The organism is Kineococcus rugosus, assembly GCF_050871975.1.
Lineage (GTDB): Bacteria > Actinomycetota > Actinomycetes > Actinomycetales > Kineococcaceae > Kineococcus.
The window spans coordinates 115,277-137,797 of sequence record NZ_JBJLSJ010000008.1 but is presented as its reverse complement, the minus strand read 5'-3'; the positions used below and the strand labels follow the sequence as shown (position 1 = coordinate 137,797).

Annotated in this window: 24 protein-coding genes and 1 pseudogene; 15 read left to right on the top strand and 10 right to left on the bottom strand. The window is 75.1% G+C overall.

Annotated features, from left to right (window positions below; translation table 11 throughout):
* Nucleotides 1–3: 3 nt before the first annotated feature.
* On the bottom strand, nucleotides 4–1,173 hold the full coding sequence (locus ACRYM6_RS06550) for a PP2C family protein-serine/threonine phosphatase (protein WP_432541954.1): 1,170 nt from the start codon (nucleotides 1,171–1,173) through the stop codon (nucleotides 4–6).
* 80 nt (nucleotides 1,174–1,253) lie between these two features.
* On the opposite strand from ACRYM6_RS06550, the gene ACRYM6_RS06545 reads away from it, so the two are divergent.
* Nucleotides 1,254–2,432: a glycosyltransferase family 4 protein gene (locus ACRYM6_RS06545; protein ID WP_432541953.1), complete on the top strand. Its 1,179-nt coding sequence runs from the start codon at nucleotides 1,254–1,256 to the stop codon at nucleotides 2,430–2,432.
* Nucleotides 2,433–2,494: 62 nt separating this feature from the next.
* Here the strand turns inward: ACRYM6_RS06545 and ACRYM6_RS06540 are convergent, their stop codons facing one another.
* Nucleotides 2,495–3,574 carry an Ltp family lipoprotein gene (locus ACRYM6_RS06540; protein WP_432541952.1) on the bottom strand — a complete coding sequence of 360 codons (1,080 nt, stop codon included), beginning with the start codon at nucleotides 3,572–3,574 and terminating at the stop codon, nucleotides 2,495–2,497.
* Between the two features lie 408 nt (nucleotides 3,575–3,982).
* On the opposite strand from ACRYM6_RS06540, the gene ACRYM6_RS06535 reads away from it, so the two are divergent.
* On the top strand, nucleotides 3,983–4,108 hold the full coding sequence (locus ACRYM6_RS06535; protein ID WP_432541951.1) for a hypothetical protein: 126 nt from the start codon (nucleotides 3,983–3,985) through the stop codon (nucleotides 4,106–4,108).
* A gap of 6 nt (nucleotides 4,109–4,114) precedes the next feature.
* Here the strand turns inward: ACRYM6_RS06535 and ACRYM6_RS06530 are convergent, their stop codons facing one another.
* Nucleotides 4,115–4,972 (bottom strand): phosphotransferase, encoded by an 858-nt coding sequence (locus ACRYM6_RS06530; protein ID WP_432541950.1) that lies wholly within the window; start codon nucleotides 4,970–4,972, stop codon nucleotides 4,115–4,117.
* A gap of 20 nt (nucleotides 4,973–4,992) precedes the next feature.
* Nucleotides 4,993–5,814 carry a phosphotransferase gene (locus tag ACRYM6_RS06525; RefSeq protein ID WP_432541949.1) on the bottom strand — a complete coding sequence of 274 codons (822 nt, stop codon included), beginning with the start codon at nucleotides 5,812–5,814 and terminating at the stop codon, nucleotides 4,993–4,995.
* Between the two features lie 528 nt (nucleotides 5,815–6,342).
* On the opposite strand from ACRYM6_RS06525, the gene ACRYM6_RS06520 reads away from it, so the two are divergent.
* From ACRYM6_RS06520 to ACRYM6_RS06505, 4 genes are all read left to right on the top strand, one after another.
* Nucleotides 6,343–6,828 carry a hypothetical protein gene (locus ACRYM6_RS06520; protein ID WP_432541947.1) on the top strand — a complete coding sequence of 162 codons (486 nt, stop codon included), beginning with the start codon at nucleotides 6,343–6,345 and terminating at the stop codon, nucleotides 6,826–6,828.
* A 100-nt stretch (nucleotides 6,829–6,928) separates the two neighbouring features.
* Nucleotides 6,929–7,321, top strand: coding sequence for a DUF2200 domain-containing protein (locus tag ACRYM6_RS06515; RefSeq protein ID WP_432541946.1), 393 nt, complete (start codon nucleotides 6,929–6,931; stop codon nucleotides 7,319–7,321).
* A 67-nt stretch (nucleotides 7,322–7,388) separates the two neighbouring features.
* The gene (locus tag ACRYM6_RS06510; protein ID WP_432541945.1) at nucleotides 7,389–8,858 is read left to right on the top strand and encodes a protein adenylyltransferase SelO; all 1,470 of its coding nucleotides are present in this window, start codon (nucleotides 7,389–7,391) and stop codon (nucleotides 8,856–8,858) included.
* 71 nt (nucleotides 8,859–8,929) lie between these two features.
* Nucleotides 8,930–9,058, top strand: a complete 129-nt coding sequence (locus ACRYM6_RS06505; protein ID WP_432541944.1) for a hypothetical protein — start codon at nucleotides 8,930–8,932, stop codon at nucleotides 9,056–9,058.
* Nucleotides 9,059–9,128: 70 nt separating this feature from the next.
* On the opposite strand, the gene ACRYM6_RS06500 is transcribed toward ACRYM6_RS06505, so the two are convergent.
* Nucleotides 9,129–9,524: a nuclear transport factor 2 family protein gene (locus ACRYM6_RS06500; protein ID WP_432541943.1), complete on the bottom strand. Its 396-nt coding sequence runs from the start codon at nucleotides 9,522–9,524 to the stop codon at nucleotides 9,129–9,131.
* A 115-nt stretch (nucleotides 9,525–9,639) separates the two neighbouring features.
* Here ACRYM6_RS06500 and ACRYM6_RS06495 point away from each other — a divergent pair, with 115 nt between their 5' ends.
* The gene (locus tag ACRYM6_RS06495; protein ID WP_432541942.1) at nucleotides 9,640–10,116 is read left to right on the top strand and encodes a hypothetical protein; all 477 of its coding nucleotides are present in this window, start codon (nucleotides 9,640–9,642) and stop codon (nucleotides 10,114–10,116) included.
* 33 nt (nucleotides 10,117–10,149) lie between these two features.
* Here ACRYM6_RS06495 and ACRYM6_RS06490 read toward each other — a convergent pair.
* The 3 genes and pseudogenes from ACRYM6_RS06490 to ACRYM6_RS06480 form a co-directional block, all read right to left on the bottom strand.
* Nucleotides 10,150–10,722 (bottom strand): annotated as a pseudogene (locus ACRYM6_RS06490) (AAA family ATPase).
* A 73-nt stretch (nucleotides 10,723–10,795) separates the two neighbouring features.
* Nucleotides 10,796–11,761 (bottom strand): TIGR01777 family oxidoreductase, encoded by a 966-nt coding sequence (locus tag ACRYM6_RS06485; protein ID WP_432541941.1) that lies wholly within the window; start codon nucleotides 11,759–11,761, stop codon nucleotides 10,796–10,798.
* Between the two features lie 128 nt (nucleotides 11,762–11,889).
* Nucleotides 11,890–12,735, bottom strand: a complete 846-nt coding sequence (locus tag ACRYM6_RS06480) for a hypothetical protein (protein WP_432541940.1) — start codon at nucleotides 12,733–12,735, stop codon at nucleotides 11,890–11,892.
* A 166-nt stretch (nucleotides 12,736–12,901) separates the two neighbouring features.
* Here ACRYM6_RS06480 and ACRYM6_RS06475 point away from each other — a divergent pair, with 166 nt between their 5' ends.
* Nucleotides 12,902–13,282, top strand: a complete 381-nt coding sequence (locus tag ACRYM6_RS06475; protein WP_432541939.1) for a hypothetical protein — start codon at nucleotides 12,902–12,904, stop codon at nucleotides 13,280–13,282.
* Nucleotides 13,283–13,294: 12 nt separating this feature from the next.
* Here ACRYM6_RS06475 and ACRYM6_RS06470 read toward each other — a convergent pair whose 3' ends face one another.
* Nucleotides 13,295–14,101 (bottom strand): phytanoyl-CoA dioxygenase family protein, encoded by an 807-nt coding sequence (locus ACRYM6_RS06470; protein ID WP_432541938.1) that lies wholly within the window; start codon nucleotides 14,099–14,101, stop codon nucleotides 13,295–13,297.
* A gap of 210 nt (nucleotides 14,102–14,311) precedes the next feature.
* On the opposite strand from ACRYM6_RS06470, the gene ACRYM6_RS06465 reads away from it, so the two are divergent.
* Genes ACRYM6_RS06465 through ACRYM6_RS06450 form a run of 4 tightly spaced genes read left to right on the top strand, consistent with a single transcriptional unit; the run spans nucleotide 14,312 to nucleotide 17,864 of the window.
* Nucleotides 14,312–15,316 carry a GGDEF domain-containing protein gene (locus ACRYM6_RS06465; protein ID WP_432541937.1) on the top strand — a complete coding sequence of 335 codons (1,005 nt, stop codon included), beginning with the start codon at nucleotides 14,312–14,314 and terminating at the stop codon, nucleotides 15,314–15,316.
* Nucleotides 15,317–15,325: 9 nt separating this feature from the next.
* A complete protein-coding gene (locus tag ACRYM6_RS06460) occupies nucleotides 15,326–16,240 on the top strand; it encodes a D-isomer specific 2-hydroxyacid dehydrogenase family protein (protein ID WP_432541936.1) in 915 nt (304 codons plus the stop codon).
* Nucleotides 16,241–16,295: 55 nt separating this feature from the next.
* Complete coding sequence (locus tag ACRYM6_RS06455) at nucleotides 16,296–17,180, top strand: MSMEG_6728 family protein (RefSeq protein WP_432541935.1); 885 nt, start codon at nucleotides 16,296–16,298, stop codon at nucleotides 17,178–17,180.
* A gap of 24 nt (nucleotides 17,181–17,204) precedes the next feature.
* Nucleotides 17,205–17,864 carry an HAD family hydrolase gene (locus ACRYM6_RS06450; RefSeq protein WP_432541933.1) on the top strand — a complete coding sequence of 220 codons (660 nt, stop codon included), beginning with the start codon at nucleotides 17,205–17,207 and terminating at the stop codon, nucleotides 17,862–17,864.
* A gap of 1 nt (nucleotide 17,865) precedes the next feature.
* On the opposite strand, the gene ACRYM6_RS06445 is transcribed toward ACRYM6_RS06450, so the two are convergent.
* Complete coding sequence (locus tag ACRYM6_RS06445) at nucleotides 17,866–19,125, bottom strand: S8 family serine peptidase (protein WP_432541932.1); 1,260 nt, start codon at nucleotides 19,123–19,125, stop codon at nucleotides 17,866–17,868.
* 334 nt (nucleotides 19,126–19,459) lie between these two features.
* Between ACRYM6_RS06445 and ACRYM6_RS06440 the strand changes: the two genes are divergently transcribed.
* From ACRYM6_RS06440 to ACRYM6_RS06430, 3 genes are read left to right on the top strand one after another with little or no spacing between them, the layout of a single operon-like run.
* Nucleotides 19,460–20,698: a sugar ABC transporter substrate-binding protein gene (locus ACRYM6_RS06440; protein ID WP_432541931.1), complete on the top strand. Its 1,239-nt coding sequence runs from the start codon at nucleotides 19,460–19,462 to the stop codon at nucleotides 20,696–20,698.
* A complete protein-coding gene (locus ACRYM6_RS06435) occupies nucleotides 20,691–21,644 on the top strand; it encodes a carbohydrate ABC transporter permease (protein WP_432541930.1) in 954 nt (317 codons plus the stop codon). The genes ACRYM6_RS06440 and ACRYM6_RS06435 overlap by 8 nt, the downstream gene beginning before the upstream one ends.
* A complete protein-coding gene (locus ACRYM6_RS06430) occupies nucleotides 21,641–22,510 on the top strand; it encodes a carbohydrate ABC transporter permease (RefSeq protein WP_432541929.1) in 870 nt (289 codons plus the stop codon). Before ACRYM6_RS06435 ends, ACRYM6_RS06430 begins: the two co-directional genes overlap by 4 nt.
* Nucleotides 22,511–22,521 lie beyond the last annotated feature (11 nt).

Sequence of the window (22,521 nt, the reverse complement as noted above, 5' to 3'; positions counted from 1 at the left end):
GGGTCAGGCCGTCCGGCGCACCACCATCAGCGTCAGGTCGTCCGTCGGACCGCCCGCGACGAACCCCGTGACGGTGTGCAGCACCGCGTCCGCCAGCACCTCCGGGTCCCGCGACCCGCCCAGCGCCGCCAGCAGCCCCTCCTCGCCCAGCGCCTCGCGCCCCGGCTCCCGCGCCTCGGTGACGCCGTCGGTGTACAGCAGCAGGCAGTCCCCCGGCCCGAACGGCACCTCGGTGTCGACCACGTCGACCGCCCCGAACGGGCCCAGCAGGGTCCCCGGGTTCCCCACGAACCGCGCCGGTCCGTCCGCCGGCAGCAGGACCAGCTGCGGGTGCCCGGCCAGCGACACCGTCGCGAACGGCTCCAGCGGGTCCAGCCCCACCACCCCCACCGTCGCGAACCGCTCGTCGAGCGCGTCGTGGACCGCCTCGGCGACCAGGTTCAGCAGCTGCGCCGGGCGGTGCGTCCCGCCCCCCGCCCCGCGGACCGCCCACCGCAGCGCCGCCGTCGTCGCCGCCGCACGCGGGCCCTTCCCCGACACGTCCCCGATGACCGCGAACGACCGGCCGTCCGAGCGCGTCCACAGGTCGTAGAAGTCGCCGCTCACCTCACCGCGCGACCCGTCCGCCCGCGTCGCGGGCTGGTAGCGGACCGCGACGTCCAGGCCGGGGACCCGGGGCAGGTGGTGCGGCACCAGCTGGCGCTGCAACTGGTCGCTCAGCTCCTCGGCCTCCCGGTGCGCCACGTCCCGGGCCCGCTCGGCCCGCACCCGCGTCGTCACGTCGCGCTGGACCGCCACGTAGAAGCGGACCGACCCGTCGGGCTCGGCCAGCGGCGACAGGGACAGCTCGTTGACGAACACCGACCCGTCCCGGCGGCGGTTGGTGATGAGGACCGTGCCGTCCCGGCCCTCCTCCACGAGCCGGCGGATCCGGGCCGCCGGGGTCCGCGTGTCGATCCCCTCCGCGTCCAGGCCGTCCTGCAGGAACCGGCAGTTGCGGCCGACGACCTCCGCGGCCGGGTAACCGGTCTCGCGCTCGAAGGCCTCGTTGACCCACACGACCGGCTGGTCCGGCAGCGTCAGGTCCGACACGCACACCGCCTGCTGCACGGCCTCCAGCGCGCGCAGCAGCACCCGGTCCAGCGGGACGTCCTGCCGCGCCGAGGGATCCACGCCCACCAGTATCCCGCAGGTCCCCGCCCGCCCCCCGGTCCCCGGGTGTCCACCGGCGCCGGTCTGGCAGGCTCGACCCCGTGCGCCTGCTCGTGATCACCGATGGGGTCCCGCCCGAGCACCGCGGCGGGGTCGCCAGCTCCGTCCTCGTCGAGGTCGACGAACTCGCCCGCCGCGGGCACCACGTCACCGTGCTGACCCGCCGCCACGATCGCGACGCCCCCCTCACCGAGGACCGCGGCCACTACCGGCTGCTGCGCCACCCCGCCCCCGCCCGCGGGACCCGCGGCTACTACGCCCACCCCGCCACCACCCTGCTGCGCGTCCCCGGCTGGCTGCGCTCCCTCGTCGACCGCGAGCGCTTCGACGCGATCTACGCCCACTCCACCTTCCACGCCGCCGCCGTCGTCCGCGCCGGGCTCGGGGACCGCACCGTCCTGCGCTTCCACGCCCCCTCGTCCCTGGAGGTGAAGCTCGACGCCGCCGGCGGGAAGTACCCCCTGGCCCGCGCCGCCGGGACCGTCGTCGCCGACCTCACCCGGCGCGCCGAGCTCACCGCCGTCAACGGCACCGCCCGGACCCTCGCCACCAGCTGGTACGTCCGCCGGCTGCTGCAGCAGGTGCACCCCCGCGCCCGGGCCCGCGTCGACGTCGTCCCGCTCGCCGTGGACCTCGACCGGTTCGCCCCCGGGCCCGGCGACCGCACCCGGTGGGGCGCCGGCGGCGACCCCGTCCTCGTCACCGTGCGCCGGCTCGTGCGCCGCATGGGCCTGGAGAACCTCCTCGACGCGTTCCCCGCCGTCCTCGCCGACCACCCCCGCGCCCGGCTCGTCGTCGCCGGCTCCGGGTACCTCGCCCCCGAACTGCGCGCCCGCGCCGAACGGCTCGCCCTGCCCGTGGAGTTCCCCGGTTTCGTCCCCGACGACGACCTGCCGGACCTCTACCGCGCCGCCGACCTGTTCGTCCTGCCCACCCTGGAGATGGAGGGTTTCGGCATCGTCACCGTCGAGGCGTTCGCCAGCGGGCTGCCCGTCGTCGCGACCCCCGTCGGCGCGAACCCCGAGGTGGCCGGCGCGCTGGACCCCCGCACCGTCGCCGCGTCCACCGCCCCCGCCGACCTCGCCGCCGCGATCTCCCGCGGCCTCGAACTGCGGACCGACCTCGCCGCCCGGGCCCGCGCGCACGTCGAACGGAACTACTCACCCGCCGCCGTCGTGGCCCGCGTCGAGGCGGCGCTCGCGGAGGTCGCGCACCGCTGAGGCACCCTCGGCGCCCTGCTCCGGCCAGCCAGGACCAGGGTGCCGAGGCCTCGGTCAGACGGTCACAGCCCGGTCGAGTTCACGCCGTGCACAGCCTGGTCGTGGGTGAACCCCTCGTACTCCAGCTGCTCGATCAGACCTTGCCGGGAGAACGCCGAGAACTCCAAGTAGGAGGCCGCTTTCTTCCTCGCCTGTTCGTACCAGTCCACCGCGACGTGGTCGACGCCGTAGGTGGCGTCCGCGGTCGAGAATCCTTCGTACTCGAGCTGATCGATCAACCCCGACCGCGAGAACGAGGTGAAGCTGAGGTAGGACTCCGCTTGCCGGACAGCGTTGCGCTGGGACACCGACGGAGCTACCGGCTGAGCTACCGGCTGGTTGATCAGTGCGCCGCGAGCCGCGCTCCACTCGATGTAGCCGCCCTGGAAGTTCGTGCGCTTACCGCCGCTGACGTCGAACTCGCTCGACGTCGGGTACCCGAGGGGACCGCCCTCCGATCCGGTGCGGCGGTAGGCGTCCAGGATCGACCCCTGGAGAGCGTGAGCACCCGTCGTGGGGGACCAGTAGAAAGTTCCGCCCTGGAAGTTCTGGAAGACCCCACCGGCTCGGATCGGCACTTCCTGAGAAGTCGGGTAGCCGAAGACCCCGTTCTCGTAGCCCCGGGAGCCGTAGAGATCCCGGAAGGAGCCGGACACCGAGTGCGGGCCCGTCGTGGGGGACCAGTAGAGGGTGCCACCCTGGAAGTTCTGGTAGACCCCACCGTTGCGGATGCGGACCTCCTGGGTGAGTGGGTAGCCGAGGAAGCCGTTCTCGTAGCCTTGTGCGGCGTAGAAGCGCTGGAAATCCCCGGACACCGAGTGCGGGCCCGTCGTGGGGGACCAGTAGAGGGTGCCGCCCTGGAAGTTCTGGTACACGCCACCGTTGCGGATGGGCACCTCGCCCGTCGTGGGCTGGCCGAGGAAGCCGTACTGAGCTCCCTGGCTGAGCCACAGCTCGCTGAAGGAGCCAGTCACGGGGATGTCCTGCGCGGTGGTCCGGGTGACTGAGGATTGAGCGGGGACAGCCGCACCTGCCGGTCCGGACACGACAAGAGCCAGTGCCGCAGCACCGGTGACGGCGACGGCGCCGCGGAGAATCTTCATGTGCACCTTATACAACGCACAACCACTGCTCAGGGTGGCTTTGCGGTAAGTAGTTCGGATACGCATGCCGCCGGAGGCCGGGCGCGCTCCGGCGAGTCACCCCGGCGTCCGGAACCGGCCTCAGCAGGCTGGTGCGTCCGCAGCCCGTTCGGGCAGCGCGTCGCGGTTGCGCACACCCGCCGAACGGCACCCGGCGCTCGCCGCATCCGGCGCCGCGACGTCCTGCCGGACGAGTTGGGCGTCGGCGTCGAGGCCGTCGTCGGTGTCGAAGAGGTGGCCGGCGCGCTGGACCCCGCACGAGCTCGGACAGGTGGCGCGCCGACACCGCACGACGACGCGGACGTGCGGCCCGCCCGCCGACCGCAGTAGCGTCGGGACAGCTCAGCGACCGCGAGGACGGGGACGACGATGGGTGACACCACGAACGGCGAGAAGTGGCGGGCGGCCGGCGGTGACGCCCTGCCGGTGGTGCTGCTGCTGTCCCTCGTCGCGGCGGTCGGCCGCCTCGTGCGGAAGAGGGCCCGGGCCGCCTGACCGCCGTCACCGCGGTCCCCGCTCCGCCCGCAGCAGTTCGGGCGCCTCGGCGTCCAGGGTGCCCACGGCGCGCTCGAAGTCGTCGGCGACCCCCTCGGCGATGAGTTCCACGGCGGGGCCGTACCCGTCGGCGGCCGCCTGCCGGAGCCCGGCGGCGTGCTGCAGGGCGCGCTCGCGCACGGCGTCGAGGACCTCTTCGGTGCTGCCCTCCCAGCCGTAGGCCCGCAGCAGCAGGCGCAGGCGGCGGGGGCGGTCGGTGCCGGCGGGGAAACCGTCCGCGCGGGCGACGTCGTGGGCGGTCAGCGGCACCCACGTCAGCGCCAGGAACGCCAGGTCGCGCAGCGGTGCGGCGGGCCCGGCCAGGTCCCAGTCGATGAAACCGACGAGTTCTCCGCCCCCGGGGTCGGACGCGGTGGGGGCGGGGCGCCAGACGGCGTTGTACGGAGCGGCGTCGTGGTGACCGACGACCTCCCCGGTCCGCAGGTCGTCGTGGTCCCCGGACCAGCGCGCGCCCGCGGGCGGGGTGAAGGAGCGCGAGGCGTCGTGGAAGTCGCGCATCCAGCGACCGGCGGCGACCAGCGCCGCCTCGCTGTGCGCCCACGCGGGCCACGGCCGGCTGTCCCCGACGGTTTCACCGTCCAGGTGGGTGAGCACCTCACGGCCCTGCTCGTCGACGCCGAGCGGTTCGGGGACCCGGGTGAAACCGACGGCGTGCAGGTGGCGCAGCAGGGCGTGCACGCCCGCGGTGTGCTCCCCGGCCCGCCTGAGCACGGTCCGCCCGGCGCGGGTGGCGCCGCCGTTGCGGCCGCCGGCCATCCGTTCCCCCACGTCGGCGGACGCAGCGTCGTCGCCCGCCCCCGTCACGGGTCGACCCGCGGCGGGCATCACCGCAGGGCCTCGAGCAGGGTGCGGCGGTGGCGCAGCACCCACTCGGCGCTGTCGATGCGCCAGGTCATCGCCCACAGCGGCGCCGGGTCGGTGCTGGTGGGGGTGACGCCCGCTTCGTCGGCCTGGGTCTTCGCGTCGGCCACCGCCACCTCGACCACCAGTTCCAGCAGTTCCGGGCGCCGGTCGCGGGGCAGGCCGTAGCCGTCGAGGAACAGCCGCAGCTGGCGGGCGCGGTCGGCCACCGACCCGTTGCCCTGGAGCTCGGCGACGCGGTCACCCGTCAGCTGCGCGTTCAGCCAGGCCGCCTGCGCCAGTTCGACCATCGGGTCGACGGGGCCGGCGAACTCCCAGTCGACGAGGGCCACCGGCAGGCCGTCGCGGGACAGGACGTTCCACGGGCCGGTGTCGCAGTGGCTGACGATGCGCGGGCCCCGGCCCAGGGTGCGCCCGAACCAGGGTTGCCAGACCGCACCGGCCGGCGGGGTGAAACCCTCGACCGCGCGGTGCAGCCGGCGCAGCAGGTCCCCGACCGCGGTGATCGCCTCGTCGGACCAGGGCCGGGGGTGCAGGACGTCGCCGGGGACGAAGGTCACCGCCTCGCGGCCGTCGGGGGCGAACCCGTCGCCGACCGGGCGGGGTGAGCCGTCGAAACCCGCGTCGCGCAGGTGCTGCAGCAAGGCGGTGATGCCGGCCGACCAGGGCGCGGCCGGGCGCAGGACGACGTCGCCGCGGCGGGTGACGGTGCTGCGCCCACCGCCGGTGAGGGGCACCTCGGCGTCGGCGTCGAGCGGTCCGGGGCCGTCGGGCGTGGCGGTCACGGGCACCAGCCTGCTGCGGACCGGCGCGGAGCGACACCCGGGAGGGCTCCACGCCGCGGGACCCGGTGGACCGGCCGGGAGGGGTCGCGCGGACGTCACGCGGGAGCCGGTGTGCTGCGCATCGACACTCCGGCGCGTCGAGGGGTGGTGGGACGTCACACGACGGTCCGGTGGGACGACGCGACAGCGGCGAAACCGCGTGGAGGACCTCGAACACGTCCTGGCCCGTTCCGCCTCGGGGGCGCAGCTCCCGTGGCACGCTGCGATCAGCGTCTCCCCTCCTGCTGCGGGGTGCAGCGCGGAGACGAACGGAGGTGGTCCTCGTGGTCGTCCTGTTCTGCGTCGTCGCGGCCGTGGTCCTGGTGCTCGGTGTCGTCGACCACGTCCGGCCGGGTCGCCGTGCCCGCCGGTCCGCGCGCACGACCCCGCCTTGGCTCCACGACGACGGGGGGCGCGGTTCCGGCGGCGACAGCGGGTGGAGCTCCGGGGACGGCGCTGGGTGCAGCGGCGGGGACGGTGGCGGTGGCGGTGGCTGCTGAGCGTCCGAGCCCGGCCCCGCGGCCGGTGCGCGCCCGCGTCCGCCACGAACCCGACCGTTCCTACGCGGTGCTCGTGGAGGGCCCCGACGGGGAGGTGCAGGTGGGGAGCACCCGGGAGACCGGCCGCATCGGGCAGGTGGCCCGTGAGGGCGTGGACCGCCTGTGGGGCCGGCCGGCGGGGAGCACCACCTGGGCCGACCTGGAACTGTCCGTGCCCCGGCCCCCGTACGGGAGCGAGGGGCAGTGGGTGCGGGTGGTCTCGGCGGGGGAGTCCACCGACCCGGAGGACCTGGTGGACGTGGGGGTCGCCGGGCGGGCGCACTGGATCGGCCCGGAAGCCGCGTGGCTGGTGGTGCTGCCGGGGTCGGGAGCGGGCATGCACCCGAGTGAGCACCTGGACTTCGAACCGGTGGTGAGCGCCGGGGAGGTCGCCGCGCTGGAACGTCACCTGCGGTCCGGCGAGGCCCCGGCCTGAGTTCCCGCGCGGTGCCCGGCGGGAGCACCGCACAGGGCGTTGACCGGGGTTCGAGGCTCGACGATGCTCGGGGGACCACCGCGTCGTCAGGAGGTGCACCGTGCCCCGCCACCGGATCTTCGGCGTCAGCTTCGCCAGCATCTACCCGCTGTACGTGGCCAAGGCCGAGCGCAAGGGCCGCAGCCGGCAGGAGGTGGACCGGGTGATCTGCTGGCTCACCGGTCACGACGAGGCCGGTCTGCAGCGGGCCGTCGCGGCGGGGGTCGACCTGGAGACGTTCTTCGCGCAGGCGCCGGCGATGAACCCGGCCGCGGCACGGATCACCGGGGTCATCTGCGGGCACCGCGTCGAGGAGATCGAGGACCCGTTGATGCAGCGGATCCGGTGGATGGACAAGCTCGTCGACGAACTGGCCCGCGGCAAGAAGATGTCCTCGATCCTGCGGGGGGACGCGGAGGGGACCGGCGAGGCGCTGAGCGCACGCGGCGGCTGAACCGGCGCCCGCGGGGGGAGGGGCGCCAGAACGGGTGGTTCCCGCTGCGGCGCGTATCGTCGTCGGGGTGAGCGTGGCACCGTCCTCGACCGTCGTCCTCGATCACCGCTTCGCGCGGGAACTGCCGGAGATGGCGATCCCCTGGCAGGGCGAAGCGGCTCCCGACCCGCGTCTGCTGGTGCTCGACGAGCAGCTGGCCGTCGAGCTCGGCCTCGACCCCGACTGGTTGCGCGGCCCCGACGGGCTGGGTCTGCTGCTGGGGACCGAGGTCCCCGAGGGCGCCGAACCGGTGGCGCAGGCCTACGCCGGGCACCAGTTCGGCGGGTTCTCCCCGCGCCTGGGCGACGGGCGCGCGCTGCTGCTCGGTGAGCTCCGCGACGCCGCCGGGAACGTCCGCGACCTGCACCTGAAGGGGTCCGGGCGCACGCCGTTCGCCCGGGGCGGCGACGGCCTGGCCGCCGTCGGGCCCATGCTGCGGGAGTACGTGGTCAGCCGCGGCGTGCACGCCCTGGGCATCCCCACGACCCGCGCCCTGGCGGTGGTGGCGACCGGGCGCGGGGTGCACCGCGAGACCGTCCTGCCCGGCGCCGTCCTGGCCCGGGTGGCGGCCAGCCACCTGCGCGTCGGCAGCTTCCAGTACGCCCGCGCCAGCGGTGACCTGGACCTGCTGCGCCGCCTGGCCGACCACGCGATCAGCCGTCACCACCCCGGCGCCGCCACCGCGGCGAACCCCCACCTCGCGCTGTTCGAGGCGGTCGTGGCCGCCCAGGCGTCGCTGGTGGCGCAGTGGATGCTCGTGGGTTTCGTCCACGGCGTCCTGAACACCGACAACACCACGATCTCCGGGGAGACCATCGACTACGGGCCCTGCGCCTTCCTCGACGCCTTCGACCCGTCCACCGTCTACAGCTCGATCGACCACGGCGGGCGCTACGCCTACGGCAACCAGCCGGCCGTCGTCCAGTGGAACCTGGCTCGTCTCGCCGAAGCGCTGCTGCCGCTGCTGGACGAGGACCAGGAACGGGCCGTCGCCCTCGCGCAGCAGGCCCTGGGGACCTTCCCCGCCCGCTACGACGCCGTCCACTCCGCGGGGATGCGCGCCAAGCTCGGCCTGTCCCACCGTTCCGGCGACCTCGACGACGCGGTCCTCACGCCCCTGGTCGGGGACCTGCTGGACCTGCTCGTCCGGGCCCGCCCGGACCACACGTCGTTCTTCCGCGCCCTGGCCACCGCGGCGCGCGGGGACCGCGCGCCGGTGCGCGCGCTGGTCGCCGACCCCGAGGTCGACGGCTGGCTGGCGCGCTGGTCCGCCCTGGACCCCGACCCCGCGGCGATGGACCGGGTGAACCCGGTGTACATCCCCCGCAACCACCTCGTCGAGGAAGCCCTCACCGCCGCCACCGGTGGTGACCTCGGACCGGTGCAGCGGTTGCTGGAGGCCGTGGACGCCCCCTACGACGAGCGCCCCGGGTTCGAGCGCTACGCCGCCGCCGCCCCGGAGGAGTTCGGCCCCTACCGGACGTTCTGCGGCACCTGAGCGGCCGGGCCGGCCCGCTGCGGGAGGAGTACCGTCTCGAACGCCTGTTCTTCCGCTGGAGGTGGTGCGCCGTGATCACCGGGGTCGTCGTCCTGATCGTGACGGCGGTGCTGACGCACGCCGCGTCGGTGCGGGTCGAGCGTCACGAGCGCCGTGCGGGTGCCCGGTCGACGCCGTGGGTGGGGGGCTGGGGCAGCTGAGCGCGGGCCGTCGGGCGGCGGGGTTCCCCGAGGGCCCGGGCGGTCTCCCCGGGCACCCCGCGCCCGGCGGTCAGGCCACCGGTGTGCCCTGGTGGTACAGCACCTGCCACCCCTGCTCGGCGCGCCGCCAGACCGTCACCCGCCGGGTCACCCGCTGCTCCTGCCGCAGGGTGTAGGTGAGCAGGTAGGTGTCCGGGCCGAGCCGCCGGCAGTGGAAACCCGACGTCTCCCACGGGTCCTCGCCTCCCGCGGCGCGGCGCTGCAGCAGGACCTCCTGCACGTGGGAACGGCTGTAGCGGCGCCCGGACGCGCCGACCTCGAAGAAGTCGGGGGCCATCTGCCGTTCCAGGTCCTCGGCGCCGGTGCCCAGTTCGGGGCGGTGGAAGATCGGTTCCCGGGCCCGCAGTTCCTCCACGACGGGGAGCAGGGCGGTGTCGGTGGGCGCGTCCGGGTCGAGGCTGGTCACGACCGCCATGGTCGCGCAGCCAACGGCCCGGGGGGAGGGGCCGATCCCGTGCGGGCCGCGCCTGCGGGCCGTCGGTAGTGTCGACGGCTCGATCCGATCGAGGGGGACGGTGCGCGTGAGTCGACGACGCCGGGGGCTGGTGGCTCTCGCCGCGGCCTTCGCGGTGGGCGGGTGCGGTGCCCCGTCGTTCGAGGACGAGGTGCCCGCCCTCTCGCAGCCGCAGACCGAGCAGGACCGGCTGCCGACCCGTGAGGACGGGCCGGGCATCGAGGCGGTCGACGCCGACTCGACCCGGTACCTGGGGAGCACGCAGGTGGCCGAGTACTGGGTGGGGCTCGACGGGGACGAGATCTGCCTCGTCCAGTCGCTGCGCGGGACGGGGACCGTGGCGGCCTCCTGCGCGGACGCCGGGTACTTCGAGCGGTCCGGCGTGCAGCTGAGCACGAGTTCCCTCGGCGTCTCGGCCGCGGGGCTGCTGGTCCCGGAGGGTTTCGACCTGGCCGACGCCGTGGGCGACGAGGAGTGGGTGCCCGTGAGCGACAACCTCGCGGCGCCGGCGGACGAGGGGGAGCCGCGGGCCCCGACCGGGTGACGGCCCCCGCCGCACGGCGCACGTGGCCGCGGATCAGGGCGGGGTGCCGGGACCGCCGTAGGTGTCGGGCAGCGAGGGCCACCGGCGGGCGGCCCACTGGGACCAGGTGGCGCAGCCGTCGGGGACCGGTGGGGGCGGGCCGCCGCGCAGCTCCTCCTCGGTCGGTTCCTCGAACTGCCGGCGCCAGCGCAGCAGCTCCCCGACGCTCATGGGGTAGGTCTGCTCGGGCGTCTCGGCGAAGCGCTGCCGAACCCGGGAGAGCTGGGTGCGGTGGTCCAGGCCCAGGTACTCGATGCGGCAGTCGCTGCCGACCGCGGCGAACAGCCACCGCAGGGCCGAGCGTTCGTCACGTCCCCAGAGGCCGAAGTCCACGACGACGTCCAGCCCCTGCTCGGCGGCCCGCAGCGCCGTTCACAGGAGCCTGCCCTCCAGCACGTCACGCTTGCCGCCGGCGGTGGAGTCGCCGAACAGGGGGATCATCCACTCGTCGGGGGTCAGGCGCAGCGCGCCCCGCTGCCGTTCGAGCTGCCGCGCCCGGGTGGTCTTGCCGACGCCGGGGAGCCCGACCATGAGGATCGCCGTCGCCCGGCCCGCGCGTTCGGTCATGCCCACGCATCCTGCGCCACGCGGACCCGTCGAGCCCAGGCCGGCGGGTCCGGTACGCCCGAGCCGCTGCGTCTCAGCGCCGGCGCGCACCGTCGACGAGGTCGATCGCGGCCCCCCGCCAGCGGGGGTGGGTGAAGGTGAAACCCGCCTGCAGCAACCGGGTGGGCACCACCCGGCGGCTCTTGAGCAGCAGTTCGGTGTCGGTGCGCAGCACCAGCGCCCCGACCTCGGCCATCAGCCGGGTGGCGGGCAGACCCGGGCGGTGCCCCCACGCCCGGCGCAGGGACCGCATCAGCTCGGCCTGGGGCACCGGGCCCGGGGCGGCGAGGTTGACCGGGCCGTGCAGGTCCTCACGCCCGAGGAGGAACTGCACCGCGCGCACGAAGTCGTCCCCGTGGATCCACGAGACGTACTGCCGCCCCCCGGCGACCGGGCCGCCCAGACCCAGGCGCGCCATCCAGGACAGGTAGTCGAAGATCCCGCCGCGGTCGGGGGTCATGACCATCGCCGTGCGCAGCGCGACCCGCCGGGTGGTGGGGGTGGCGGCCCGGGCCTGGGTCTCCTCCCAGCGGCGGGCGATGCGGACGCTGTACTCCCAGTACAGCGGGACGTCGGGTTCCTCCCCGCCGAGGATCCCGTCCTGCTCACCGTGCGGCCGGTCGTCGCCGCGGCTGCGGGAGTCGGCGTAGACGGTGGCGGTGCTCATCTGCAGCCACGTCCGCGGCGGGTTCCGGGCGCGGCTGATCGCCTCACCCACCGCGCGGGTGGACTCGACGCGCGAGTCCATCATCTGGCGCAGGTTGGTGTCGGTGTACCGGCAGCTGACGCTGCGCCCGGCGAGGTTGACGACCGCGTCGGCGCCGTCGACCTCGTCGGTCCAGGCGCCGAGGGTGCGCCCGTCCCACACCACGTGCCGGACGCCCTCCTCCAGCTGCTGCGGGCTGCGGCTCAGCACGGTGACCTCGTCACCGCGGGCGGCCAGCGCCCGGCGCAGGACGCCGCCGACCTGACCGGTGCCGCCGGGGATCACGACCTTCACGCGGCCAGCCTAGGCGCGCCCCGGACGGGACCGGTGGGGTTCCGCTGACGAGTTCCCCCGCCGGACCGGCCCTCGGGTGCCCGCACGGGACGTCGCGCGCACCGGCGTCCGCGTGACGTCGAGCGGCCTCAGCAGGCCGGCGCGTCCGCCGCGAGCTCGCGCAGCGCGGCGAGGTTCCGCACGTCGGCGGTGCTGGACCCGGCGGTCGCCCCGACGGGGACGGCGACGCCCTGCCGGACGAGTTCGGCGTTGACGTCGAGGCCGTCGTCGGTGCGGAACCAGCCCGCGCCGGTCACCTCGACCCGCTGCCCCTGGGGCAGGTACGACAGCAGGTCCTCGACGTAGCCGTCGCGGCAGCCGGGGGCGGGTTCGACCCCGGCGAGGGGGGTGGGGGTGCGCGCGCCGTCCGCGGTCTGGACCACGGGGACCGGGCCGGCGGCGTACGCGACGACGGACGCGGTCGCGGCGACCCGCGTGGTGGTGGCCGTGGGGGTGGTGACCGGGCCGGCGGTGGCGCCGGTGCCCGACCCGCGGGCCCCTTCCAGCAGGGCGCGCTGCACGACGACGGGGTTCGGTTCGGGGCGCTGCTGCTCCCAGGTGGCCAGGCCGCCGACGACGGCGAGGGCCACCGCCCCGGCGGTGACCAGGAGGCGGCGGCGGGAGCGGGGCGTCTCGACGTGCGCGACGCCGGGGCTGGTCGCGGGGTGGTGGCGGGCCGGTTCGTCCTCGACGGTCTGGGTGGGCGCCCACGGCGTCTCCCAGCGGGCCAGCTCGCCGCTGTCGGCGATCTCCACGCGGACGGCGGCGCCGCGGGCGGAGTAGCGCAGGTCGAGCGCGACGACGCGCCACGGGGGGCCGGGTGCGCGGTGGACGGCGACGACGACGGCCCGCCCGCCGGTGTGCAGGGGGTTGGCGTTGCCGCGCACCTTGACGAAGTCGCCGGGGCGCAACGTCTCCAGGTCGGGTGCGCGCACGGCCTCCCATCGGCGCGCGCCGCCGCCGCCTGAGCGCCCGGCGGGCGTGGTCGCGCGTCCGTCCGGGTGGTGTGCGGCGGTGGGGCTCCAGCGGTGCCGCGGGGGCGTCGATGGGGCGGTGACGGTCACCGACGGGGCGACCGCCCTGACCCACGGGAGCTGCTTGATGTCCACCCTCGACGAGACCTCGGACGCCCCGGTCCGCGGTGCGCAGACCGTGGCCCCGGTGCAGGCCTCCGCGCTGCAGTTCGCCGCCTCCATCCTCGGTGAGGCCAGCTACACCCCCGAGCAGGAGCTGCACGGGACGCTGACCGCCGCGGGCCGCCACGAGACCGAGCCCGTGGCCGAGCCGGTGGCCGAGCCGGTGGTCGCGCCCGAGCCCGTGGCCGAGGTCCGTCCCGAGCCGGTCGTGCCGGCGCCCCGGCCCGCGCCGCAGCCCGTCGCGGAGGTCCCGGCGGAGGTCCCGGCGCAGGTTTCCGAGGAGGTCGCCCCCGTCGCGAAGGGGTGGTTCGGCCGCCTGCTCGACAAGCTCCTCGGCCGCGGCTGAGGGGCCCGGGGCTCACGCGAGGGCGAAGTCCGGGAGCGCGCTGCGCGGCACCTCCTCGGCGGGGAGCAGCACGGCGCGCTCGCGGCCGCCGCGGGCGGAGAACCGGCCGTGCAGGACGAGGCGGTCCCGGGTGGTGGGGCGCGCGCGGCGGTGCAGCCCGCGGGGGTCGGTGAAGACGACGGTGCCGGTGGCGCCGGTCAGCGCCGTCGCCGCCGCGGGCCCGAAGACGCGGGTGACGTCGTCGTCGCCGATGCGGCGGCCGGTCCGTTCGAGCCGGTGCACCGCGAGGCGGCGCCGGTGGGAGGTGCGGACGTAGCTGAGCGGCCCGACGCCGTCGTCGACGCCGGTCAGGTGCAGGCGGACCTCCACGGCCGGGCCCTCGGTGGAGCGGACCCAGTCGCCGTCGCGCACGGGGGCGGTGGCGAGCGTGAGCAGGCCGTTCATGCCCCAGATGCGGACGTCGCGGCGGCAGTGGGCGGCGGCGATGCCGCTGATCTGCGGGTGCCGCAGGAACCGGGCGTAGGGGTCCTCGGGGTCGACGGGCGGGTGGGGGCCGAGGAGCTCGACCTCGTGGGGGTCGGGCAGCGGGGCGCCCCGGGGGACCGGTTCGCCCGCGAGGACGCGGCGCCGGCGGACGATGTCGGCGGACTGGTCGGCGATGAGGTCGTCGGTGCGGGAGAGGACGTCCTCGAGGAGGCCGGCGTCCCCGGCGAGCGCAGCGAGGCTGGTGCGGGCGACGCCGTCGCGGTGCAGGTCGGCGACGACGCGGCGCGCTTCGGCGGTCAGCCGGTGGTGGCCGCGGCGGATCAGGTCGCGCACGGGCCTCCCTCTCGCTGGTGTCACGGACCGGTCACGAACCGGTGTCGTGGCCCGCACCGTAGTCGTGCCTCACCGTGCCGCGCCAGTGACACAACGTGAGAAATGCGGGAGATTCGGGGGCGGATCGTCGTGCCTCGCCGCGATCACGGACCACCGCGTGGCAATGTGTGACCGTCTAAGCACGCAGGGTTCTGAGGCGGAGGTGGACGGGTGAAGCGCACCGGTGGTCCCGCCGTCGTCGCCGGACGTGCGCTCCTCGTGGTCACCGGCCTGGTCCTCGCCCTCACCGCACCCCTGCTCGGCCCGTCCCCGGGCGACTGGACCGCGCTCGCCGCCCTCGCCGTCGCCCTCGTCGCCGCCCTCGTCGCCAGCGCCGCCGTCCCGTGGCACCGGCTGCCCGAGCGCGCCCCCCTGGCCTTCCCGCTGGCGCAGGTGACCGGCCTGGCCGTCCTCGGGCACGCCGCCGGCGACCTCGCCGCGACCTGCGCGCCGCTGTTCTTCCTCTCCTTCGTCCACGTCGGCCTCCACCTGCCCCGGCGCACCGCCTGGTGGCTGCTGCCCGCCGCCGCGCCCCTGCACCTGCTCGCCGGCGGCCACCTCGACCCGCGCGCCGTCGCGGGCACCGCCGCCGCCGCGTGCGTCTGGGTGCTCGTCGCCGAGGTCCTCGCCGACCTCACCCGCCGGCACCGCGCCACCGCCGACCACCTCACCCGCGATGCCCGCACCGACGCGCTCACCACCATCGGCAACCGCCGCGACCTCGAGGACCGCATGACCCTCCTGGGCCCCGGCGACACCGTCGTCGTCTGCGACCTCGACCACTTCAAGCAGCTCAACGACACCCACGGGCACGCCCGCGGCGACCAGGTCCTGCGCGAGTTCGGCGCCATGCTCGCCGGCGGCCTGCGCCGCGGCGACTACGCCGCCCGGTTCGGCGGGGAGGAGTTCGTCCTCCTGCTGCACGGCAGCGGCACCGGCCCCGCCCTCGACGTCGTCGACCGGCTCCGGCACACCTGGGCCGCCCGCGGCGGGGCGACCACCTTCTCCGCCGGCTGCGCCACCCTCGACGACGCCACCACCGCCGAGCAGGCCCTCGTCGCCGCCGACGCCGCCCTCTACGCCGCCAAGCGCGCCGGCCGCGACTGCACCCGCAGCGCGGAGGCGGCCGACGGCTGGGGACCTAGGGTGGGGACGGAAACCACCCGGCAACGCTGAGGAGCTCCCGTGCCCACCCCCGCCGTGCACATCGGACCCGACGAGAACCCCGTCCTGCGCGAGGCGGTCGAACGCGGCGGCGGGAAGGTCGTGCCCCTGGCCGAGGCCGAGGCGCTGGTCGTGGCCGGGGGCCACGGGGACCTGCCGGAACTGCACGACGGGATCCGCTGGGTGCAGCTGCCCTCGGCCGGCGTCGAGGCCTGGGTCGCCTCCGGTGCCGTCGACACCGCCCGCACCTGGACGTCCGCCGCCGGGGCCTACTCCACCTCCGTCGCCGAGGGCGCCGTCGCGCTGCTGCTGGCCGGGGTCCGCGGGATCGGCCGCGCCGCCCGGGCGACCACCTGGGACAACGACGCGCTCGACGGCGTGCAGACGTCGCTGCGCGGGGCCACGGTCGGGATCGTCGGCGCCGGCGGCATCGGCAGCGCGATGATCCCCGCCCTCACCGGCCTCGGGGCGCGCGTCCTGGCCGTGACCCGGCGCGGGCTGCCCGTCGAGGGCGCGGCCGAGACCTGGGCCGCCGACCGGGTGCGGGAGGTGTTCGCGGCCGCCGACCACGTCGTCCTCGCCGCCCCCGCGACCGCCGAGACCGCCGCCCTCGTGGGGGCCGCGGAACTGCGGGCCCTGGGCCCGCAGGGGTGGCTGGTGAACATCGCCCGCGGGACGCTGGTGGACACCGACGCCCTCGTGGAGGCGTTGCGGGACGGGACGATCGCGGGTGCCGCGCTCGACGTCACCGACCCCGAGCCGCTGCCCGACGGACACCCGCTGTGGACCGAGCCGCGGGCCATCGTCACCCCGCACTCCACGAACCCCTCGACGCTGCGCCTGCCGCTGCAGGCCGAGCGCGTCACCGAGAACGTGCGCCGGTTCGCCGCCGGTGAGGAACTGCTCGGCCTGGTCGACCCCGAGCGGGGGTACTGAGCGCCGGTCCGCGCCCCGGCGTGCGGGCCGGCCCCCGGCGCGCGACGGTGGGGGCGTGCAGACGTTCCTCCCGTACGCCGACTTCGCCCGGTCCGCGGCCGTCCTCGACGGCCCGCGGCTGGGCAAGCAGCGGGTCGAGACGCTGCAGGTCCTGCGCGCCCTCGAACTGCCCGACTACGGCTGGCGCAACCACCCCGCCGTCCGCATGTGGCAGGGGTTCACCCCCGCCCTGGTCGCCTACGGGCTCGCGGTCGTCGCCGAGTGGACGCGGACCGGCCGCGCCGACTCGACCGGCCCGCAGATCGCCGAGTTCGCCCCCGGCGTCACCTCCCCGGACGGGGTGCGGCTGCCGCCGTGGCTGGGGGACGAGGCGCTGCACCGCAGCCACCGGTCCGCGCTGCTGCGCAAGGACCCCGACTTCTACCGGCCCCTGTTCGGCGACGAACCCGACGACCTGCCCTACGTGTGGCCGGACGTGCCCGTCCCCGACCCCGCGCCGACCGCGCCCGGGCGCCTCGTCTGGGTCGTGCGTCCCGTTGCGCCGCAAGCCCTCGGGGAGTTCCTGGTCGACGGGGTCGTCGGGCTGGGCACCGCCTCGGGGATCGACGTCGACGTGCGCGGCGCCGCGGAGGGGACCTCGCTGCGGGCGCTGCTGAAGGAGGTCGCCCCGGGCCGGCGGCCCGGCAAGGACCTGCGCGTCCTGGACACCTTTGTCCACGAGCTCGCCCCGGGCGACGAGGTCGCGGTGCCCATCGAGGGTGAACGCGCGCTGCTGCTCGGCGAGGTCGTCGGCGAGTACGAGTTCGCCTCCGGCCGCGACGTCACCGTCCGGCACCGCCGCGCCACCCGCTGGGGTGGTCGCGCCGCGCGCGCGGACGTCCGCCCGCCCGCGATGCTCCAGGACCCGCGGGCGATGTTCTGCGTCGACCTGGACGTCTGACCCCTCCTCCGAAAGGTTCTCCCCGTGGCCGACACCGCAGTCCTCGACGTCGACGGCACGCTCGTCGACACCAACTACCAGCACGCCCTGGCGTGGTTCCGCGCGTTCCGCAGGTTCGACCTCACGCTGCCCGTCTGGCGCATCCACCGCGCCATCGGCATGGGCGGGGACCAGCTCGTCCCGGCCGTGGCGGGGGAGGGTTTCGAGGCCGAGCACGGCGACGCCGCCCGGGACGCCTGGGTGGAGGAGTTCGACCCGCTCATCGGGGAGGTGCGCCCCTTCGACGGCGCCGCCGACCTGCTGCGCGAGCTCGGCGGCCGGGGCTGGACCGTCGTCCTGGCCTCCTCCGGCAAGCAGCAGCACGTCGAGACGTACCTCGACCTGCTGGGGGCCCGGGACCTCGTCGCGGGGTGGACGACGTCCGACGACGCCGAGGCCACGAAACCCGCCCCGGACCTGCTGCAGGTCGCGCTGGAACGGGTCTCGGGGAAGGCCGGGGTGCTGCTCGGGGACTCCACGTGGGACTGCGAGGCGGCCGGGAACGCCGGCATGCGCAGCGTCGCGGTCCGGACCGGGGGTTTCTCCGTCGAGGAGCTCACCGGCGCCGGGGCCACCGCGGTGTTCGACTCCCTGCCCGGGCTCCTCGACGGGCTGGACGGGACGGAACTGGCCCGGCCGTCCTGACTCAGCTCGTGCGCGGCACCGGGACGGGCTTGAGGCCCCGGGGGGTGCGCGGCACGACCACCGGCGCCGGCGCGGGGGCCGGGGCGCTGTTCGTGGAGGTGCGCGCGGCGTTCACCGCGGCGGCCACGTCGAGCAGGCCGGTGCCGTAACCGGGGGCCCACGACGCGGGGGTGGCGGTGGTCTTGAGCCAGTCCTCGACCTGCGCCACGGCGGCGCCCGGGGCGACCGACCGCACCAGGGCGGCGGCCGCGGCGACCTGCGGCGCGGAGAACGACGTGCCGGCGACCGGTTCGTACGGGTAGGTCCCGCCGGTCAGCGGCAGCCCCGCCGGGATCGACTCGCCGGGTGCGCTGAGGTCGACGTAGGCGTTGTGCTGGGCCCAGGGGGCCGCCGCCCCGGTCGGGGTCGTGGCGGACACCGAGATCACCCCGTCGTAGGCGGCCGGGTACTCCACCGGGTTGCCCCGGTCGCCGGAGTTGCCCGCGGCGGCCACCACCACGACGCCCTGCGAGATCGCCCACTGGACCGTCGCGGCCGTCGTGCGGTTGTACGTCTCCCCGCCCAGGGAGAGGTTGACGACGTCCGCGCCGGCGTTCACGGCGGCCGTGATGCCCTTCACGACGGCGTCGCTGGCGCACCCGGCGGCCTCGCAGACCTTCCCGGACAGGATCGTCACCTCGGGGGCGACGCCGGCCGCGCCGACGGCGTTGCCGTAGGCGCCCGCGACGACGGTCGCGACCTCGGTGCCGTGCTCGACGACGATCGCGGGGGACTCGCGGGTGAAGTTGCCGAGGTCGCGCACCCGGCCGACCAGGTCGGGCTGGCGCGGGTCGACCCCGGAGTCCAGGACGGCGACGGTGACGCCGGCGCCCCTCGCGAGGTCCCACGCGCCGTAGGCGTCGACCGCGCCCAGGTGGTACGCGTACTTCAGGTAGGGGTCGGTGGTCAGCAGCCGCCGGCCGCCCAGCGGGGCGGCGCCGGTGTCCGGGGACAGCGCGTAGGTGGTGCGGGGCTGGGCGTCGCTGATGTCCGGGGCCGCCTCCAGCGTCGCGGCGAGCCGGGTCGCGGCGGCGGCGTCGGGTGCGGTGCGCGTCTCCAGGACCGGCTGCCCCTCGACCCAGCGCAGCGCGTCGACCGGCACGCTCGCGCCCGTCGCGGCGGTGGGCGCGGGGGCGGGGGCGGCGTGCGCGGCGGCGAGGGGCGCGGAGCTCAGCGCCAGCGCGGTGGCGGCGACGACGGCGGCGCGGACGGTCTTGGGCACAGCAGCTCCCCGGGTAGGACGACGAAGCCACCATCGGCCCCCCGGGGGACGAACTTGACGGACCCCTTGTGCAGCTCCACCCGGGCGGGCTAGTTTCTCGATACGCATCGACGATGCGTATCGACGATTCGGCGGACGCGGTGGTCCGGGACGGGAGGGGGCGCGGTGACGACGCCCAGGGTCCCGTGCCCCGCCCGGCGGCCGGACCGCGCGACCCCGACCCCGGCGACCTGACCCTGCCCCACCGCGGTGCCCCGCCCGGACGCACCGCACCCACCATCGATGCGCATCGATGGCCGATGGCCCACGACGTCGTGGGCGGAGGAGGAACGAGATGGCTCGACACACGGTTCGACGCAGCTCCACCCGCGCCGGTCTGGCGGCCCTGCTGGTCCTGCCGCTGGCCCTCGGCGCCTGCGGCGGCGGCAGCGGCGGGGGCTCGGCGAGCAGCGACCCCGGCACCCTGCGCGTGCTGGACTACTACAACTCCGACCCCAACGCGACGCTGTGGAACGACGCCATCGAGGCGTGCGGCACGACCGTGGGCGTGAAGATCTCCCGCGAGGCCGTCCCCGGCGAGACCCTCATCCAGAAGGTCCTCCAGCAGAGCTCGTCCAAGACGCTGCCCGACGTCCTCATGCTCGACAACCCCGACGTGCAGCAGATCGCCGAGTCCGGCGCGCTGGCCCCCCTGGACGACCTGGGCATCGACTCCTCCGGCGTGGCCGAGGGCGTCCTGAAGGCCTCCACCTACGAGGGGAAGCTGTACGCCCTGCAGCCGGTCACCAACACGATCGCGCTGTTCTACAACAAGAAGACCCTCGAAGCGGCCGGCGTCACCCCGCCCACCACCTGGGACGAGCTCAAGGCCGCCTCGGCGAAGCTCACCGCGGGCGACCAGTACGGGTTCGCGATGTCGAACATCAACACCTACGAGGGGACCTGGCAGTTCCTGCCCTTCATGTGGTCCAACGGCGGTGACGAGAAGGACATCAACACCCCCGAGACCGCCGCCGCCCTCCAGCTCGTCAAGGACCTCATGACCTCCGGGTCGCTGTCGCAGTCGTCGGTGAACTGGTCGCAGGCCGACGTCGCCGACCAGTTCGCCGCCGGCAAGGCCGCCATGATGATCAACGGCCCGTGGAACTTCGGGACCCTCGACGCGACCGAGGGCCTGGAGTACGGCATCGTCCCCATCCCCGTCCCGCAGGCCGGCGGCAAGACCGTCTCGCCCTTCGGCGGCGAGGCGTGGGCCATCCCGCAGTCCGGCGACCAGGAGAAGATGAAGAAGGCCGCCGAGCTCGTCCAGTGCCTCAACAGCGACGAGAACGAGGTCGAGATCTCCCTGGGCACCGGCACCGTCCCCACCAAGCCGGAGCTGGCCAGCCAGGTCACCTCGAAGAACCCCAACCTCCAGGCGTTCGCCGACCAGGTGCCGGACCTGCGCGCCCGCACCGGTGAGCTCGGGCCGGAGTGGCCCGACGCCGCCACCAAGATCTACACGGCGGTCCAGAACGCCCTCGTGGGCGGCATGACGCCGGAGGCCGCGCTGGAGCAGGCGCAGAATGGCTGACCTCGCCACCGGCCGCGCCACCACCCCGACGGCGCTCGAGCCGTCGGGGCGGGGGACGCGGAACCGGCTGCGGACCCGGCTGGTCGAGGTCGCGTTCATCGTGCCGGCCGTGGTCTACCTGCTGCTGTTCTTCGGGTACCCCGTCGTCAAGAACATCGTCATGGGGTTCCAGGAGTACACGACCAAGACGTTCTACACCGGCGAGGCCCCCTGGGTGGGGCTGGACAACTACCGGGCCGTCCTCGGCGACGCGATCTTCGACCGGTCGGTCCTGAACACCGTGCTGTTCACGGCCGGCTCCATCGCCGGGCAGTTCGTCCTCGGCCTGGCCATCGCCCTGTTCTTCCACAAGAAGTTCGCCCTGTCCGGGGTGCTGCGCTCGCTCATCCTGCTGCCGTGGCTGATCCCCATGATCGCCGGCACCGCCGTGTGGCGCTGGATCCTGGACACCGACAACGGCGCCCTGAACCGCATCCTCGGCGCGATCCCGTTCCTCGACGTCCGCCCGGACTGGCTGACGTCGACGTCGCTGGCCCTCGTCGCCGTCATCGGTGTCAACATCTGGCTCGGGATCCCGTTCAACATGACCATCCTCTACGGGGGCCTGCAGGAGATCCCCGAGGAGCTGTACGAGGCCGGCGCCCTCGACGGGGCGACCGGGTGGCGGGCCTTCCGGCACATCACCTGGCCCATGCTGCGGCCGGTGGTCACCGTCGTCCTCGTCCTCGGGGTCGTCTACACGCTCAAGGTCCTCGACGTGATCCTCGGGCTGACCAACGGCGGGCCGGCGAACTCCACCCAGACGATCTCCACGTTCTCCTACGACATGTCCTTCAAGCAGTTCGACTTCGGCGCCGGGGCGGCCCTGGGGAACATCCTCATCGTCATCTCCCTCGTCTTCGCCGTCGTCTACCTGCGGCTGAACCGGAAGGCGATCGACGAATGAGCGCGATGGTCCCCACCCGGGCGAAGGCCCCCGCCGCGGCCCCGGCCGCGGGCAGGGCGCCGCGGCGCCCGCTGCACACCGTCGTCGGCATCCTCATCCTGGCGTTCATGCTGTTCCCGCTGTACTGGATGGTCAACGTGTCGCTCCAGCCGGCGGGCAACGCCGTCGCGACGCCGTGGCTGCCGTTCGACCTCACGTTCCGCGGGTACACCACGGCCATCTCCGAGCAGGGCGGCAACCTCGTCACGTCGCTGGTCATCAGCCTCGGGTCCGTGGTGTTCAGCCTGCTCATCGCCACCCCGGCCGCCTACGCCATGGCCCACTTCAAGCTCGGCCGCTGGGCCACCGTCGTCCTGTTCGGGATCCTCATCACGCAGATGGTCCCCGGCATCGTCGTCGCCAACGCGCTGTACTCCGCCTACAGCGACCTGGGGATGCTGAACACCGTGTGGGGCCTGATCCTGGCCGACTCCGCGGCGGGCATCCCGTTCTCCATCATCCTCATGCGGGCCTTCATGGGGTCCATCCCGGCCTCCATCGTCGAGGCCGCCTACGTCGACGGCGCCGGGCACGTCCGCGCCTTCCTCTCGATCGTGCTGCCCATGAGCCGCAACGCGCTCATCACCTCCGGGCTGTTCACGTTCCTGTTCGCCTGGGGCGACTTCCTCTTCGCCCTGACCCTCACCACGACGGCCGACCTGCGGCCCATCACACTGGGCCTGTACACCTACGTCGGCAGCTTCGTCGCCGACTGGTCGCCCATCATGGCGACGGCCGTCCTGTCGTCGCTGCCCGCCATCGCCCTCCTCGTCCTGGCCCAGCGGTACGTCGCCGCCGGCGTCACGGGCGGGGCCGTGAAGTCCTAGGAGCCCCCGTC

Excerpts from the sequence above, each read along its gene's own strand:
- ACRYM6_RS06540 (WP_432541952.1), bottom strand. The coding sequence starts at position 3,574 with ATGAAGATTCTCCGCGGCGCCGTCGCCGTCACCGGTGCTGCGGCACTG.
- ACRYM6_RS06535 (WP_432541951.1), top strand. The coding sequence starts at position 3,983 with ATGGGTGACACCACGAACGGCGAGAAGTGGCGGGCGGCCGGCGGTGAC.
- ACRYM6_RS06475 (WP_432541939.1), top strand. The coding sequence starts at position 12,902 with ATGTCCACCCTCGACGAGACCTCGGACGCCCCGGTCCGCGGTGCGCAG.
- ACRYM6_RS06440 (WP_432541931.1), top strand. The coding sequence starts at position 19,460 with ATGGCTCGACACACGGTTCGACGCAGCTCCACCCGCGCCGGTCTGGCG.
- ACRYM6_RS06435 (WP_432541930.1), top strand. The coding sequence starts at position 20,691 with ATGGCTGACCTCGCCACCGGCCGCGCCACCACCCCGACGGCGCTCGAG.
- ACRYM6_RS06430 (WP_432541929.1), top strand. The coding sequence starts at position 21,641 with ATGAGCGCGATGGTCCCCACCCGGGCGAAGGCCCCCGCCGCGGCCCCG.